The sequence below is a fragment of the Mameliella sp. MMSF_3455 genome (genome assembly GCF_030733205.1).
Lineage (GTDB): Bacteria > Pseudomonadota > Alphaproteobacteria > Rhodobacterales > Rhodobacteraceae > Antarctobacter.
This window is the reverse complement of the sequence record NZ_JASHJL010000021.1, coordinates 1-16,488: the sequence shown is the minus strand read 5'-3', so window position 1 is coordinate 16,488 and position 16,488 is coordinate 1. Positions and strand designations below refer to the sequence as shown.

The 16,488-nt window shown below is 66.6% G+C and carries 13 protein-coding genes; 3 read left to right on the top strand and 10 right to left on the bottom strand.

Annotated features, from left to right (window positions below; genetic code table 11):
* Positions 1-27: 27 nt before the first annotated feature.
* Positions 28-2,637 (bottom strand): ATP-binding protein, encoded by a 2,610-nt coding sequence (locus RBB42_RS15850; RefSeq protein ID WP_305968904.1) that lies wholly within the window; start codon positions 2,635-2,637, stop codon positions 28-30.
* Between the two features lie 288 nt (positions 2,638-2,925).
* Between RBB42_RS15850 and RBB42_RS15845 the strand changes: the two genes are divergently transcribed.
* On the top strand, positions 2,926-3,528 hold the full coding sequence (locus RBB42_RS15845; protein WP_305968905.1) for a response regulator: 603 nt from the start codon (positions 2,926-2,928) through the stop codon (positions 3,526-3,528).
* A gap of 20 nt (positions 3,529-3,548) precedes the next feature.
* Here the strand turns inward: RBB42_RS15845 and RBB42_RS15840 are convergent, their stop codons facing one another.
* From RBB42_RS15840 to ileS, 3 genes are all read right to left on the bottom strand, one after another.
* On the bottom strand, positions 3,549-3,788 hold the full coding sequence (locus RBB42_RS15840) for a DUF3253 domain-containing protein (RefSeq protein ID WP_305968906.1): 240 nt from the start codon (positions 3,786-3,788) through the stop codon (positions 3,549-3,551).
* Positions 3,775-4,266, bottom strand: a complete 492-nt coding sequence (locus RBB42_RS15835) for a histidine phosphatase family protein (RefSeq protein WP_305968907.1) — start codon at positions 4,264-4,266, stop codon at positions 3,775-3,777. Before RBB42_RS15835 ends, RBB42_RS15840 begins: the two co-directional genes overlap by 14 nt.
* Positions 4,267-4,411: 145 nt before the next feature.
* Positions 4,412-7,330, bottom strand: a complete 2,919-nt coding sequence (ileS, locus tag RBB42_RS15830) for an isoleucine--tRNA ligase (protein ID WP_305968908.1) — start codon at positions 7,328-7,330, stop codon at positions 4,412-4,414.
* Positions 7,331-7,740: 410 nt separating this feature from the next.
* Here ileS and RBB42_RS15825 point away from each other — a divergent pair, with 410 nt between their 5' ends.
* Positions 7,741-8,091, top strand: a complete 351-nt coding sequence (locus RBB42_RS15825; RefSeq protein WP_305968909.1) for a hypothetical protein — start codon at positions 7,741-7,743, stop codon at positions 8,089-8,091.
* Positions 8,092-8,251: 160 nt separating this feature from the next.
* The gene (locus RBB42_RS15820) at positions 8,252-9,445 is read left to right on the top strand and encodes an FAD-dependent oxidoreductase (protein ID WP_305968910.1); all 1,194 of its coding nucleotides are present in this window, start codon (positions 8,252-8,254) and stop codon (positions 9,443-9,445) included.
* On the opposite strand, the gene RBB42_RS15815 is transcribed toward RBB42_RS15820, so the two are convergent.
* From RBB42_RS15815 to RBB42_RS15790, 6 genes are all read right to left on the bottom strand, one after another.
* Positions 9,354-9,752, bottom strand: a complete 399-nt coding sequence (locus RBB42_RS15815) for a CBU_0592 family membrane protein (RefSeq protein WP_305968911.1) — start codon at positions 9,750-9,752, stop codon at positions 9,354-9,356. The genes RBB42_RS15820 and RBB42_RS15815 overlap by 92 nt on opposite strands.
* A gap of 102 nt (positions 9,753-9,854) precedes the next feature.
* Complete coding sequence (locus RBB42_RS15810; RefSeq protein WP_305968925.1) at positions 9,855-10,562, bottom strand: VIT1/CCC1 transporter family protein; 708 nt, start codon at positions 10,560-10,562, stop codon at positions 9,855-9,857.
* 83 nt (positions 10,563-10,645) lie between these two features.
* Positions 10,646-13,414 (bottom strand): DUF2339 domain-containing protein, encoded by a 2,769-nt coding sequence (locus tag RBB42_RS15805; RefSeq protein ID WP_305968912.1) that lies wholly within the window; start codon positions 13,412-13,414, stop codon positions 10,646-10,648.
* A 96-nt stretch (positions 13,415-13,510) separates the two neighbouring features.
* Positions 13,511-14,521: a YcjF family protein gene (locus RBB42_RS15800; RefSeq protein ID WP_305968913.1), complete on the bottom strand. Its 1,011-nt coding sequence runs from the start codon at positions 14,519-14,521 to the stop codon at positions 13,511-13,513.
* On the bottom strand, positions 14,518-14,991 hold the full coding sequence (locus RBB42_RS15795; RefSeq protein ID WP_305968914.1) for a GNAT family N-acetyltransferase: 474 nt from the start codon (positions 14,989-14,991) through the stop codon (positions 14,518-14,520). The genes RBB42_RS15800 and RBB42_RS15795 overlap by 4 nt, the downstream gene beginning before the upstream one ends.
* Positions 14,988-16,403, bottom strand: a complete 1,416-nt coding sequence (locus RBB42_RS15790; RefSeq protein WP_305968915.1) for a YcjX family GTP-binding protein — start codon at positions 16,401-16,403, stop codon at positions 14,988-14,990. Before RBB42_RS15790 ends, RBB42_RS15795 begins: the two co-directional genes overlap by 4 nt.
* Positions 16,404-16,488: the final 85 nt, after the last annotated feature.

Sequence of the window (16,488 nt, the reverse complement as noted above, 5' to 3'; positions counted from 1 at the left end):
GCAGGTTGCACGGGGGGTAAAGCGCGCTCACTGCGGGTGGTCGATCGGCTGCAAGAGGGCCGAAAGCGCATCCCGGGTCGTCTGCCAGCATTCGGCCAGATCGGCCTGGTGCGCGCCCAGTTCCAGTGTGTTCCCGGCCTTGGCCGCCTGTTCGATCTCCTGCAACAGCGCCCCTAGCCGGGCCGCACCTATCATCCCGGCGGAACCGGCCATGCGGTGTGCCTCTGCCGCCAACGTGGCCCGCCCACCGGCACCGGCCTTGGCGAGGTCTGGCATGGAATGCTGGAAATCGGTCATTTCGAACAGGAATCTCTCGTGCAGGTGCCGCAGACGCGACGGGGCCAGTCCCTGACGCATTTCCTCGAGGTGTGCCTCGTCGATCACGGCGGTCCGGTCACCCGTCGCGGGTGAGGTCAGCGGTGCAGGGCGGACCGGCGCTCCTTCTGTCAGGACCTCGGTCAGGACATTGCGGATCGCGTCCAGCGTCAACGGCTTGATCAGGACCGCCTGCATTCCGGCGGCATAAAAGGCATCGACCTCTTGTGGCAGGGCGTGGGCTGTGGTGGCGACCACCGGTGTCGCTGCGTTGAGCCCATCGGCGCGCCGCAATGCGCGCGCCACGTCGATCCCGTCCATTCCGGGCATCGAGATATCCATCATGATCACGTCGAAACGCCGGGACGCCAGGATCTCGAGCGCCGTCTCGCCGCTAATCGCGGTCTCGACCCGGTGGCCGTCGCGCTCCAGCAGGTCGCGCCCCACCAACCGGTTGATCTCGTTGTCCTCGACCAGCAGGACATCGCAGGCCGGGGGAGGTGCGCTTGGTTCCCTGCTGGGCGGCTCGGGCATGGGTTTCTCTTCCGGTGGGGCCAGCGGCACCCGCAGCCAGAAGACGCTGCCATCACCCGGTTCGCTTTCCGCGCCCAGTTCGCCCCCCAGGACCGAGGCCAGTCGCAGCGAGATACCCAGCCCCAGCCCGGTGCCCGAGGTGCTGCGTCCATAGGTGCTGTCGATGGTGACGAAGTCCTCGAAGATCCGGTCGATGTCCTCTTCGGCGATGCCGATCCCGGTGTCCGTCACGCGCAACTCGACCGCTTCCAGCCCGGCCGCACAATCCGCTTCCACCGTGACGCGCCCGTTCCAGGTGAACTTGATCGCGTTTCCGACGAGGTTCAGCAGGATCTGGCGCAGCCGGTCAGGGTCGCCGTAGACCCGGTGCAGTTCGGGGTTGGGCGGGACCAGGATCAATCTGTTGCCGCGGGCGCTTGCGTGCTGGCTCTGGTTGTCGACGATGTCCTCCAGCAGCGTTACCAGGTCAAAGCCTGTCTTGCGCAGGGTCATCTTGCCCGCATCCAGCCGCGAGATGTCCAGAACGTCGTTCACATGGCCCAGCAGAATGCGCCCGGAATCGCGCACGATCCGCAAGTAGCGCTGGTGCCGCGCATCCAGCGACCGATCGTCGACCAGTTCCAGCGTGCCCAGCATCCCGTTCAGCGGCGTGCGCATTTCGTGGCTCATGACGGCCAGCAGCTCGGCCTTCTGCCTTTCGCCCGCAATGGCGCGGTCTCGGGCGCGCTTCAGCTCGGCCTCGTTGCGCACCCGATCCGAGATGTCCCGCAGGAAGGCAACGTAGATTTCGCCCTTGGGGCTTTGAACCCGGGCCAGGGACAGGTCGACGGGAAAGACCGTGCCGTCGCTGCGGCGCGCATCCAGCCGCACGATCCCCTTGCCGATCACGCGCGCGTCGCCGTCCCGGCGGAACCGGGCCATCCCGCGCCGATGCGCGGCGCGGTAGTGATCCGGTACGATCAGGTCGGCCATGTCCGCGCCCAGAGCCTGGTTGCGGTCATAGCCGAAGATGCGCTCGGCGGCGCCGTTGTAGTCGAGGATGCGCCCACCGGCGTCAGAGACAACGACCGCGTCCAGTGATGTGGAAAGGATGGTCTCGATCCGCTCGCGGGTTTCGCGGTTGGCGCGGGCCTCGGCCTCGCTCTTGCGGGCCAGTCGGAACAGCATCAGGGCCAGCACCGCCAGGAGGATCACAAGGGCCACGGTCAGAAGGCCGACGCGCACCATGCTCCGGCTCAGGCTGTCGCGCTGTTCAAATCCCTGTTGCGAAAAGAACTCGACCCCGGCGAGGCTGGTATCGCGCACGATACTGCGCACCGATCGCGTGTCTTCGGCCAGTCCGGGCAGGGCGGCCTCCAAGGCTGCGTCCGGCCCGTCGATCAGGGGGAGCCATTTGCCGCGGAAGGCCCGGATTTCCTCGATCCGTTCAGGCATCACGCCGATCTGCATCAGGGTTTCGAACCGGTGGCTCTCGGTCAGCGTCTCGATCCGGCTGTAGAAGATGTCATAGCGCAAGCGGACTTCGCTCAGGGAACCATCGCCCGTGGCGGCGCGCAGGGCGGCGATTTCCAGCGCCATCAATTCGACTTCGGCCTGGCCGAGGGTCCATTGCATGTTGTCCGCCGCCGAGGAGGCCAGCCGCCGTGTCTGTTTCTGCAGGTCCAGGACCAGCACCGCGATGGACAAAATGATCATCACGAGGACGATCCCCGTCACCCAGTTCGGCAGGCCGGATGTCCAGGCGGGTCCGTCGCGGCCCCGGGCGGTGCCTTCGGTTCCCTGGGTCATGTGGCGCAGCCGCCCGAGGAAGAGCGCGGTTGGCTGTATCTTTGCGTGATCGAGGCATGGGTGGCTCGGATCATCCGGATCTCCTAGCTGGCCAACGGCCCTGCCCAGAAAAACGGGGCAGAAGGGCGGATGCAAGAGGCCAAAGCTGGTCAGGCGGCCATCTGACCGGAACTGGGGTTTGTATTAGATATCGTTTTCTGTATATTTCAGGGTTCCTGAGACGCCGCGCCGAGCTATATTACCCCGGCGTGTATATCCGCCATTGGCACAGATGGGACGAGTTGAAAGATGAGAATTCTGGTTGCAGACGACCACGACCTGGTGCGGGATACGATTGCGGCTTACCTGGATGGCGCGGATGTCGAAGAAGTCTGTACCGTTGCCACGCTGCAGGACGCGGTTTCGCTCGCCAGGTCGAGCGGCAGCTTTGATCTCGTCCTTCTGGATTACAACATGCCGGGCATGAATGGACTTGAGGGGCTGGAGCGCATGCGCGCCGCGAACGAGGGGCGGCCCGTGGCAATCCTGTCCGGCAGCGCCACGCGCGACGTGGCCACGGCGGCGTTGAAAGAGGGGGCACAAGGGTTCATCCCCAAGACCCTCAGCGCCCGGTCGCTGCTGACGGCAGCCCGGTTCATGGCCGCAGGAGAGGTCTACACCCCGATCGAGTTCCTGAAATCCTCTGGCAAGGGCGAGGATGACATTCTAACCCGCAGGGAACAGCAGGTTCTGCAAGGCATCTGCGAGGGCAAGTCCAACAAGGAAATCGCCCGCGATCTCGAACTGCAGGAGGTCACGGTCAAGCTTCACGTCAAGACGCTCTCGCGCAAGCTGGAGGCGCGCAACCGGACACATGCCGCCATGATCGGGCGGGACCGGGGACTGATCTGAACACCGGGCCCGCGTTCGTTCTACTCTTGGCGCAAGGCCAAGCGGATCGGGCCGGAGGCGACCATTGGGTCCACGGGACGTCCCTTCTGCGTGGCAGTCAGTGGCAGCGTCGCAGCGACCCGGCGCACCCTTGGCATCAGCGGGCGCCAGTCGTGGGCCAGCGTCCTTGCCACGTCTGACGGGCACAGGCTCTTGCCGGGCCCGCGTGCTCGGGCCAGATCCATCAGGGCAGAGGCGATCTCTGCGTCAGTTGGGTCCATAGCGGCGCCGTTCTATCGTCACGCGCCCCTGTGCATCCGCCCGGACGATATGCAGGTCGCCGTACTCGATCGGCATGGGGGCGGACAGGTTCAGGTCTTCCCAGATCGTTGCGATATTGCCCTTGTTCCCGATCCAGATCAGCGTTTTCCCGGCACCGCTCTGTACCAGGCCGGCGGTCGGCGCTTCCTGTGGCAGGCGGTTTACGGCCAGCCCGCGCGCGCCCGCCAGGGGCGCGGCGGTGTCGAGGTTGCGCTTTATGCCGGGGCTGAAGATCAGGTCGATGTCGAAATCCTTGACCGCCTCGACCAACGCCCGCGCGCGTTCGTGGCCCCGTGCATTCAGGTCCTCGCCGTCTCGGTCGGCGTGGCGGGTGACGATCAGCGTGGAGTTGGGGGCAAGCGTCAGATTCTGGCTCGGCATCATGCCACAGGCAGGGACAAGCGCGGCGGTGGCCAGCAGGAAGAAACGGCGGTTCATGGCAACTCTCGTCTGGTTTTCGGTCAGGTTAACGCCACGTCATTTTTTGGGCAACGTCCGATGGCGGCCCCTTTGGCAACCATGAAAAAGCCCGAAGTCCGGCAGGGACTTCGGGCCTCTTCGCGTCCGCGATGCGCGCCGTGGCTCAGCCCAGGGCGGCGTCGCAGCGTTTGCAGGTGGCGGGGTGGGCATGGTGGCCCACGTCGGGCAGGATCTTCCAGCAACGCTGGCACTTCTCGCCCTCGGCCTTTTCAAAGACCACGCCGACGCCTTCGACCTCGGGCATACGGTAGGCCTCGTTGGGCATCGGATCTCCGGTCAGGAAGATGTCCGAGGTGATGCAGACGTCCTCGAAGGCGACCGACTTCAGCGCCGTCAGCATGTCGGGCTCACGCACATGCACCACCGGGGCCGCCTCCAGCGAGGCGCCGATCACCTTGTCGGTCCGCTGCACCTCAAGCGCGGCGGTAACGACGCGGCGGGCGCGGCGCACCATCTGCCACTTGGCGGCAAGAGGTTCGTCCAGCCAGTCCTTGGGCGTCTCGGGGATGTCCTGCAAGTGGATCGAACTGTCGTCACCCGGGAACCGTTCCAGCCAGACCTCTTCCATGGTGAACACCAGGATCGGCGCCAGCCAGGTGGTCAGACGGTGGAACAGCAGGTCCATGACCGTCCGCGCGGCGCGGCGGCGCGCGGTGTCGCCGTCGCAGTACAGCGCGTCCTTGCGGATGTCGAAGTAGAAGGCCGACAGTTCCACGGTGCAGAAGTTGAAAAGCTGCTGGTAGACGCCTTGGAAATCATAGGCGGCATAGCCTTCGCGCACCACATGATCCAACTCCGCAAGACGGTGCAGGATGTAGCGTTCCAGTTCCGGCATGTCCTTGGCGTCGACGCGCTGGTCCTCGGTGAAATGCGTCACCGCTCCCAGCATGTAGCGCAGGGTGTTGCGCAACCGGCGATAGCCGTCCGCGGTGCCCTTGAGGATTTCCGGGCCGATGCGCAGGTCGGCGGTGTAATCGGCCTGCGCCACCCAGAGCCGCAGGATATCGGCGCCGTATTGCTTGGTCACATCCTCGGGCGCCACGGTGTTGCCGAGCGACTTGGACATCTTGTTGCCCTTCTCGTCCAGCGTGAAACCATGGGTCAGCACGCCGCGATAGGGCGCGCGGCCCAGCGTGCCACAGGCCTGCAACATCGAGGAATGGAACCAGCCGCGGTGCTGGTCGGTGCCTTCAAGATACAGGTCCGCGATGCCGTCCTCGGACCCGTCCGGGCGGTCGCGCAGCACGAAGGCATGGGTCGACCCACTGTCGAACCAGACGTCGAGGATGTCGAACACCTGTTCCCACTCGCTGGGGTCATAGTCATTGCCCAGAAAGCGTTCCTTGGCGCCGGGCTTGTACCAGGCATCCGCGCCTTCGGCCTCGAAGGCCTCCAGGATGCGGGCGTTCACGGCCTCGTCGCGCAGCAGGAAATCCGCATCCGTCGGCATCGCGGCGCGTTTCACGAAGCAGGTCAGGGGGACACCCCAGGCGCGCTGCCGCGAAAGGACCCAGTCGGGCCGCGCCTCGATCATCGAATACAGCCGGTTGCGCCCGGTCTGCGGCGTCCATGTCACCAGCTTGTCGATGCTGGTCAGGGCGCGTTCGCGGATCGTCTTGCCATAGTCGTCCTGCCCGTCGCCGACCTCGCGGTCGATGGCGGCGAACCATTGCGGCGTGTTGCGGTAGATCACCGGGGCCTTGGACCGCCAGCTATGCGGATAGCTGTGTGTCATCCGCCCGCGTGCGATCAACCCGCCGACCTCGACCAGCTTGTCGATCACAGCGGTGTTTGCTTTGCCTTCCTTGCCCTTGGCGGTGATGACCTCCAGCCCCTTGAGCAGCGGCACATGAGACAGGAATTCGCCCGCCTCGCCGATGTTGTGGGTCATCCGGTCCATCCAGCCGCGCTTGACGAAGGCATCATAGTCCTCCTGGCCGTGGCTGGGCGCCGTGTGGACAAAGCCCGTGCCGGCCTCGTCGGTGACATGGTCGCCGTCGATCATCGGAACGTCGTAGTCCCAGAAGCCTTCGCCGCCCTCGACGCCGCGGAAGGGATGCGCAAGGGTCAACCCTGCCAGTTCATCGGCAGAAACATCGCGCACACGCGTCCATTGGCCGTCCGAAAGGCGCGCCTTTGTAAGCACTTCCTCGGCCAGCGCATCGGCCAGCAAGTATTTGTCGCCGACCTTGACCCAGCATTCCTCGGGCGTGCCCGTGACCTCGTAGAGACCGTAAGAGATCTCGGGATTGTAGGCGACGGCCTTGTTCGAGGGGATGGTCCAGGGGGTGGTGGTCCAGATGACGACGCGGACACCGGCCAAGTCGCCGGTCGCGTTCTGCGCGGCAAACGGCACCCAGATCGTGTGCGACTTGTGATCGTGGTATTCGACCTCGGCCTCGGCCAGGGCGGTCTTTTCCACCGGGGACCACATCACCGGTTTGGACCCCTGGTAGAGCGTTCCGTTCATCAGGAACTTCTGGAACTCTTCCGCGATCACGCGTTCGGCGTGAAAATTCATCGTCAGGTAGGGATCGGCCCAGTTGCCGGTCACGCCCAGGCGCTTGAACTCCTCGCGCTGGATGTCGATCCATCCCTCGGCGAACTTGCGGCATTCCTGGCGAAAGTCGACCACGTCGACCTCGTCCTTGTTCTGGCCCTTTTCGCGGTACTTCTGCTCGATCTTCCATTCGATCGGCAGGCCGTGGCAGTCCCAGCCGGGCACATAACGTGCGTCGCGGCCCATCATCTGCTGCGAGCGGACGATGAAATCCTTGAGCACCTTGTTCAGGGCATGGCCGATGTGCAGGTTGCCGTTGGCGTAGGGCGGGCCGTCGTGCAGGGTAAAGGCCGGGCGGCCCTCCTTTTCGCGCAGGCGGTCATAGACGCCGATTTTCTCCCAACGGGCCAGCCAGTCGGGTTCGCGCTTGGGCAGGCCGGCGCGCATGGGGAAATCGGTTTTCGGCAGGGACAGCGTGGCCTTGTAGTCGGGCACTGTCGTTTCGGTCGTGTCGGCGCACATTTGTGGCGTCCTTTGAATCACTGGTGTCGGTCAGGATGTTGGGGCGGCGCGACGTCTCATACGCCTTGTCCCGGCGGCTCGTATCCTCAGAGCGCCGGGCATGTAATTCGAATGATGAACACATGATACGTCATCTTGCGGGCCTTATAGGCCCGCCGCGCGGGCGCGTAAAGTGGGCAGGGGTCGGCGGGAACCTGCGATGCCGCCTTGCAGCATGGGCGGGAAATGGCTGTCGGATGACAGCCTTGGGTTGATTCCGCCGGAACCCGCCGAGTCGAAACTGCCGTTTCGGCAGGCCTTTTCCGATCCCACGCCGCGCGCGGGATCGACGGCTGTTCCGGGCGCTTTTCATCTCCATCTGAAAGACAGGCGCCGGGCACTCCGGCGCGCGAGGAGGAAAGGAAGGCCAGATGACACATCAAACGACAGACCCGTACCTGCGACAACACGAGGCCCGGTACGCTCCCGAAGAGCGCATCGACGAGCGCCTTGCCAGTTCGCGCCGCTCAGGCGGCTCGGCACTGGGCATCGCCGTGGCGCTGATCGTTGCCATCGGCATCGTGGCATTGATCGCCTTCGGCCCCGGCGCGACCACCGAGCCGGTCGCACCTGCCGAAGCGCCCGCCGCGGTGGATCCGAACACGACCGGCGATCCCGCAACCGGGCCCTCGGCCGTGGACCCGGCACCGGGCAGCGTCCCGCCCGAAGCGGACACCGACGGTCCGAGCGCGCCGATCGCACCGGCGGTCCCCGCCGAGTGATCGACCTCGGACAAGGGCACAAACCGGGGCCGGTCTGACCGGCCCCGGTCTTTTTTTGCCTCAAACGGTGCAGATCACTGCAGATTCGGGCCGCCTGCGGCAGTGCGCCGCTTGCGCTACCACGCCTCTCCGGCTTTCCCTATCCGGTGGGAGGGGCGGCATGTCCAGAAAACTCGACATCGCGATCGCCGGGGCCGGAATGGGCGGGCTGGCGGCGGCCACGGCGCTGCGGCAGTCCGGCCACGACGTGACCGTCTTCGACCAGTTCGAGGCGCCCGCGCCGGTGGGCTCGGGGCTGGTGATGCAGCCCGTGGGGCTGGATGTGTTGGAACACCTCGGCGCGTTGCCTGCCGCGATGGCGCAGGGCAACCGCATCCACCGCATGTTCGGCCACGAGGCCAGCAACGGCCTGCCGGTGCTGGACGTGGCCTATGACGCCCCGGGTGTGCCCCGGTTTGGCCTGGCGATTCACCGGGCCGCTCTGTTCCAGGCGCTGTTCGACACCGCCTTGGCGTCTGGCGCCCGTTTGGAACCCGGCCACCGGGTCACCGGCGAAAGGGACGGCATGCTTTTGTTCGACAGGGGCAGTGCAGGTCCTTTCGATCTCATCGTGGATGCCACGGGGGCTGGCTCTCCACTGTCACCGATGCGCGCGCGGCCGCTGGGCTATGGCGCGCTCTGGGCGACGGTGAACTGGCCGGACGCGACCGAATTGCCGCGCAACGAATTGCGGCAGGCCTATCGCCGCGCCGACCGGATGATGGGCGTCCTGCCGCTGGGGGCCGTTCCGGAGCAGGAGGGATTTCGCAGCGCGATCTTCTGGTCATTGCCCTCCGACAGTCATGCCGCCTGGCAGGAGCGAGGGCTGGAGGCCTGGCGCGCCGAGGCCGTGGCGCTCTGGCCGGATTTCGCGCCCTTCATCGGCCAGATCACCGATCCGGGCCAGATGACGATGGCGCGCTACGCGCATGGCACCCTCCGGCGCCCTTTTCGCGAGGGGGTCGTGCATATCGGTGATGCGGCGCATCGCGCCAGCCCGCAGCTGGGGCAGGGCGCGAACATGGCGCTGCTGGATGCCTGGGCCCTGGCGCAGGCGCTTAAACTGGCGCATGACGATCTGCCGCTTGCCGCGCTGACCTATGCCCGGGCGCGGCGCTGGCACGTCCGCAGTTACCAGCTGATGAGCCGGCTGTTCACGCCCCAATACCAGGGCGACAGCCGCCTGCTGCCCATCCTGCGCGACCGGGTGCTGTACCCGATGTCTACGCTGAAACCGATTCAGGGTATCCTGACGCGGCTTGTCTGCGGGGACCTTCTGCCTCCGTTCGGTTCGCTTGTGCCGCCCGAAGCATGACGCGGCTTGCCAGCGCGGCCTCTGCCCTGCGGTCGGAGGCCCTGCGCAGGAGGCGCAGCACAATGGCCGCAATGCCGATGCAAATCCAGAACGCCTGAATCAGGGCCGAGGCCAGGTTGAAATCATGGCTGAGGCCGATCAGCACAAGCGATGCGGCAGCCGTATTGCCGACGAAATAGGATAGGCAATCCCCGGTCACCACGCGAAAGCTGAGCGCCGCGTAGACACCGACGTAGAGGAAGAAACCGCAGAGGCCGATGGCGCGAAAGATGTCCTCTGGCTTTGCGCTGGACAGGAAATCGATCATTGGAAAAGGATCCGGGCAAATGGGAATGGGCGGAAACAACACCGCCATCCTGTGCCGGAGGCACGTTTGGCGCGAGTGCGGTAAACCCGACTTTCCCGTGGACTATCCGAACAAGGACCCCACCCAGTAGGCGATCCCCGCCGCCACCCCGCCGATGGCGAGTGTCTCCAGTCCCGAGCGCCACCACGGCGCCAGGGACCAGATGCTCTTCAGCGATCCGATGGCAAAGAAGGTCACCAGGGTCAGTACGCTGGCCACGGTAAAACCATGCGTCAGCCCGATCAGGAAGGGCAACAGCGGCACGGCCCCGGCCACCAGGAAGGCGCCGAATGTGACCAGCGCAGCCCGCATGGGGTGGGGGTCGACGGACCCGATGCCGTATTCGCCTTCCAGCATCGTTTCGATCCAGATCTTGCGGTTCTGCGCAATCTGCGCGACCGCCTCGTCCAGAGTCGTTCCGGACAGGCCCTTTTGCCGCAGGATCTCGCGCAGTTCGCGCCGCTCACCATCGGGATAGAGAAGGATATGGCGTTCCTCGACCTGGCGCAGGCGCAACTTGTTGTCGCGGTCGGCCTTGGTGGCCGAGTAATTTCCGGCCGCCATCGAAAACCCGTCGGCCAGCACGTTGGCCAGCCCAAGCGCCACGATCACGAAGGGCGACAGGCCGGCGCCCGCCACCCCGGCGACGATGGCAAAGGTTGTTACACAGCCGTCTATGGCGCCATAGACCGCATCGCTCAGGTCGCCACGGCCGGGCGGATGAGCCAGCCGCTCTGCGATTTCGGTTTCGGAATGGCCATGTTCCGGCAGTTCCATGCGCCCGCTCTCCCTTGTCCCGTCCTTCTTGGTTGGCGCTGCCGGAACCTGCGGTCAAGGGCGCGGGCGTCGCACCCTCAGGCTTCGGGTGCCGCCGTGGCGCGGGTTTGTGCCCAGCGGTTGACCCAAGCCAGCCCCGCCAGCGACAGGCCCAGGAGCAGGAAGGAAAAGACGCGCACCAGCCCCGCCAGTCCCGAAATGTCGATTAGAAAGACCTTGGCCACCGCCACTGCGATCACGGCGATCCCGGCCCGGCGCAACCCGTCAGAGCTGCGTGCCAGCGACTGGTAGAACAGCCCGGCCCCGGCCAGCAGCAGGGCGACGGTATAGCTGTACAACTCGCCGTCGGTGATACCGTTGGCCGTGTGCATCAATGTGCCGCCCTGCCAGGCGTGGCGGATCACAAGCCCCAGCCAAAAGAGTGCCAAGAGAGCACCGGGCGCGCCGATCACCACGCGCAGCCAGCGCCGCAGGTGGGTCAGCCGCAGCGCGCCGACCAACAGAACCGTCGCTGGCAACAGGTAAGCCGGGACCAGCGTGTTCACCCCGATCGGGCCGTGCACAACCTGTTCCTCGATAAGCGGATTGCCGAGAGTGACCCCCAGCGAGACCCAGATCAGCGCCACCAGGCCAAAGACGACAGCCAGACCGGCGCGTAGCCAGCGCAGCACGCCGCCCGCTTTCAGGCGTTCCAGCTGGGCCAGCGCGGTGCCGGTCCAGATCGTTGCATACAGGCCAAGCGCCCAGTGCGCCTCTTTCGGGACATGGCCCACGTAGGCTTCGATGGCGTGGTAAAGCGTCAGGCTGACCGTCATGCCGCCCACCGACCAGGCGGCGCTTTCCAGAAAGACCTGTGCGCGGGGTCTTGGCCGGGGCTGGCCCAGCATCAACGCGCCCAGCAGGGCGGCAAGGGTTCCGCCATAGGCGCCCAGCATCTCGACCGCCGGCGCCTCCAGCGCCCAGTCGAGCCCCGGCTGGATCAACAGCCGATAACCCAACGCCAGCACGCCCATCGCGACAAAGCCGGTCATCTGCGGCAGGTCGAACCGTCGGTCCAGCGCGGTCGCGCTGACCACCACCGCCGCCAGTGCCAGCGTCAGCGCGGCATCGGTCAGCAGGATGGTCAGGGCAAAGGCGATGCAGGCCAGGGTCGAGACCGTGGCCAAGGCCGGCCGCAGGCGGTCCGTTGTGTCGGCGCGGGCAAACCGGGCGGCCTTGGCCACCATCAGCCCGGCCAGAGCCAGCGCATGCAGTGCCCAGGGCCAGGCGCCGATCATCATCGACGGGTGCCAGCCGAATTCCAGCGCCAAGCCTGCAAGCGGCGCAATCAGAGCCGCTGCTGCCGCCCAGGTGGCATGGCCTTCGGGTTGCAGGCTGCGCCAGGCCGCGGCCAGCCCGGGCAGGACTGCTGCCAGCAGGATCAGCGTGAATTCCATCAGCATCCGCTGTTCGGTCAGGTCCTGCCCGGCAATGAACCGAGCCGTTAGCGCGTCCTGCGCCGGGGCATTCAGATCCGGCAGCCCGATCAGCGCCAACAGGGTCAGCACCGGCAGCGCCGCCAGCTCCTGCAAGGCCGGCGCGCCGCGTGACCACAGCGCCAATGCCACGGCAAGGCCGGAGGCAAGCGCCAGCGACAGCCACCAGGTCAGTGCGCTTTCAGGGGCGGCATACCCGAGGATCGCGCAAGAGGCGGCCAGTGTGCCCAGGGCCAGGATCAGCGGAAAACCGGGACGCCCGCGTGCCCCTGTCTCCAGCACCGATTGTACAAGGCCCGGTCCCTGATGGTCGGGCGCCAGTCCGCGTGAGGGGATCAGCAGTACCATGATCACCAGCGCGACGCCAAAGGCTCCCAGGCCTGCCATCATTGTCTCGCCGCCCGACGCGGCCAGCAGCAGCCCGGCGCCAATTGCCAGAACCACCGACAGCACGCTGACCCAGGCCCAGCGGCGCAGGGTGTCAATGCCAAGTCCCATGCCCGCGAGCAGGCCGAAATAGACCAGGAACCACTCTGGCGCGTCGCTTTGCCCGCCGACGACAAAGGGGGCGCCCGTGCCGCCGATCAGCCCGATGGCTGCCAGCAGAGGACCGTGCCGCCAACCCAGGACCAGCCCGAACAGTGCGACACCGAACAGCGCCGCCAAGGCGGATTCCGGCCCGATGAGATCATACAGCAGCCGTGCCGCAAGGACGCCCCCCATCAGAGAGACAAGGCCTGCCCCCGACAACACCGAGGGCAGGTAGATGGTCGAGCTGCTTTCGTCGTCGCCGAACCGTCGGCGGATGGTCTCGCCTCCACCGATCAGGGCCGCGCCGAACACAAGGGCCGCGATCACGCGGGCTGTCGGTGTCAGCAGCCCGGTCTCGATGCCGTATTGGACCAGGAAGATCCCGGCCAGCGACAGAGAGACGGCGGCAATGGCGTAGAACCAGTTTTCCTGTAACCAGCGCCCCAGCCGGTCAAAGGCCGATGGCGCCGCAGGGGCCGGAGCGGGGGGACGGGACGCTTCGGTCCGGGGCGGCGTAGTCCGGGGCGCGAGAGACCTTGACGCGTCGGCCTGATTCGAAGGCGCCTTGGGCGCCTCTCCGGGCGCGGGCGACAGGTTGGCCGGCTCTGGTGCAGTGGATCGGGCGGCGTCCCGCGGTACAGTGGCGGTCACGGCGACGGGCCTTGGCCCCTCTCTGGGGACAGGCCGGGTGGTTTGCGCAAGGCTGCGTTCGAGATCCTGCAGGCGGGCTTGCAAGGCGCGTACTTCGCGGCGCGTACGAACCTGCATGATGACCATGACGATCACCACGATGGGCAGGGCCAGAAGGCCCAATCCCAGAATGACGAGTAGCGCTTCCATCCGTCGAGGGTCTCCGATGGCTTCGGTCGCGCAGTCTAGGACGGCGGGCTGGCACTGCACAGGTCCGGAATGCCGGACCCCGGGCGCGGCGCTGGATCAGCCTTTGTTCTGCATCACCAGCCCGCTGAGAGATGTGCGGATGATCGCCCGGACAGAGGGGCGTTTGCCCTTGCCAAAGGGTAGCGGGCGGCAGACCTCCATCGCCGCGACGCCGACGCGGGCCGTCAGGGCGCCGTTGACCATGCCCTCGCCAAAGCGCCGCGACAGCTTGCCCAGAAGGCCGCCGCCCAGGATCGGTTCCAGCATGTCGTCGCCCACCGCCACGGCCCCCGTGGCGACGAGGTGGGACATTACCGCCCGAGTCAGCCGCCAGCTGCCCAGCGTGCCCGAACGCCCGCCATAGATTTCGGCGATGCGGCGGATCATCCGCAGGTTGGCGGTCAGCGCTGCCACCACGTCGGCCAGCGCCAGCGGCACCAGCGCCGTCACCGTCGCCACCTGTCGCGCCGCCGCCTCGACTTCGCGCCGGGCGGCGGCATCCAGTGGCGCCAGCAGCGAATCCTCGGCATGGGTCAGCAATCCCGAGGCGTCGAAAATCTCGTCCCGCCGGGACTTCAGCCTGTCCCGGCCCCAGCGCGTGTCCTCGCGCCCCTTGTAGAGCGTCACCAAATCGTCGGTCAGCTTGCGCGCGCCGGCAAGGTCCTCGTCGGCCAGGGCGGTTTCGGCGGCGTGGTGCAGCGCGTCGATCCGGGCGAGCCGCGAGAAGGCTGCGATTTCCTTGATGATGATCATCAGGCAGACAAGGCCGAAGGCGGCAAAAAGCGCCGTCACGGCCCAGCCCAGCAACGGGTTGCTGGCGATCAGGTCGGTTACAAAGCGCCAGGCCGCAATCGAGACCAGCGTGCCCACCAGCGCCAGCAGCAGCCGCCAGAACCAACGTGCCAGCGGCGAGGGATCACGGGTGGCCAGCGCCGCGACGGTGGTCATCGCGGTGCCCTCTGGCGGGGGCAGGTGCGGTTCGGGGACAGGCGGCGCCTCGGAAGGGCTGGGTGCGGCTGCGTCGTCGTCGAGGTCGATCAGGACGGGACCCTTGGGGGGATGGCTCATGTCACGGGCTCCTTGATGGCGCCCGCATCGCGGCGCCATAGGTAGTGAATGTCGGGCAGGCCTTCCTCGTTGTCGCCAGCGGTGCGACCGGTCTCGGCAAAACCGTGGCGCAGGTAGAAGCGTTGCGCTCCCGCGTTCTGCTGAAAGGTCCAGAGTTCCAGCCGATCGGTCCGGGCTTTGGCGTTGTCCAGCAAGGCGCTGCCCAGCCGCCGTCCCTGCGCCCAGCCCGCCACGAAAAGCGCGTGGATCTCGCTTCCTTCGCGGGCGAGGAAGCCCGCCACCTCCGGCCCCAGTTCCGCCACCGTGACCCACCCCCGGTCGATCAGCGTCCCGGCGTGCGCGATATCCTGCGCGGCCGAATGCAGGCGCGGCTTCCATGCGCGCGCCTCCACCGCCTCTGTGATCATCGCGCCCAGCCGTCCGGCATCGCCCGGGTCCGCGGCGCGCAGGGTGATCGCCGCGGTCGTCACAGCCGGTCCCCGATGAGGAATTGCGCCGCGCGGTCCAGCCGGATGTGCGGCGGGCCTTCACCGGGTTTCAGGGTCAGCGGCGCGGGTGCGAAATTCATCACCGAGTAATCCTGATCGAGCCAGTTTTCCGCCCCGTTGCGGGCGCTGCCCAGCAGATGCGCGGGGTCCTCCGGCAATTCGCCGGGGTAGAAAGCGGCCTGTTTGCCGCTGCCCATCAGGGTCCCGCGCACGCAGGGCAGCTCGTTGCCCTGGTGGGTCATCATCTGTTCGGTCGTGGCGCGCAGGGCTGCAATGGACATGGCCTGCGTTTCTGCCCCGGCAAAGCGCGCCCGGTCGCGCGCCTCGCGGGTCAGGGCCTCCATGATGCCGGTCAGGCGGCCATGTTGCAGGTGGTGGAGGTGATCGGCCTTGGTGGCGGCGAACAGGATCTTTTCCACCCGCTTGCCCATCAGAAGATTGGTCAGGAAGGCATTGGTGCCGGGGCGGAAGGCGGTCAGGATCTCGGCCAGGGTGCGGCGCAGATCCTCCATCGCGCGCGGCCCGGCGTGAATCGCGCCGAGCGCATCCACCAGCACGATCTGGCGGTCGATGCGGCTGAAGTGGTCGCGGAAGAAGGGTTTGACGACACGCGCCTTGTAACTGTCATAGCGTCTTTCGAATTCGCGGTAGAGCGAGCGGCGCGGGGCGCCATCGATCGGTGGCAGCGGAGCAAAGGTCAGCACGGGCGAGCCTTCCAGTTCGCCCGGCAGCAGGAAGCGCCCCGGCGAACAGTCGGAAAACCCGGCGGCGCGGGCGCTGTGCAGGCTCTGTGTATAGGCCTCTGAAAGCGCGCGGGCGCGGGTCTCGTCGAGTTCCGCGCTGGCGTCCTCCGAGCGGAGGCGGTCCAGCGTTTCCGGCCCGCCGGGACGCAGCTTCAGCCGTTCCAGCATGTCCTGCGACCACTCGGTATAGGATTTCTCCATCAGCGAAAGGTCCAGCAACCATTCACCGGGGTAATCCACGATATCGATATGCAGCGTGCGCGGCCCCTGCAGGCCCGACAGCAGCCCGGCGGGACGGATTTTCAGCGACAGGCGCAGTTCGGACACGGCGCGGGTGCTGTCCGGCCACTGTGGCGTCCGGGCGGTCAGTGCGCCCAAGTGGGTTTCATAGTCGAAGCGCGGCAGCGTGTCGTCGGGTTGGGGCTGGAGAAAGGCCGAAAGGATGCGTTGTTCGCTTTCGGCCACCAGCTGAGACATGCGGGCGCGGTCCATCAGGTTCGCCACCAGCGAGGTGATGAAGACGGTCTTGCCGGCCCGCGACAACCCGGTGACGCCCAGCCGCAGGGTCGGCTCGAAAAAGGTTTCCGACAGGGTGCCGGTGACATTCTCGACGCTGCGGGTGAGCGTGTCGGCGATGGCGCCAATGACCATGAGTTCCGGGCCTTTCCCTTCGGTTCGGATGCGAACTTAGTCATTGCCGCGGTGCGGGGCCAGAGGCGGGCGGGGGAATGTGGGC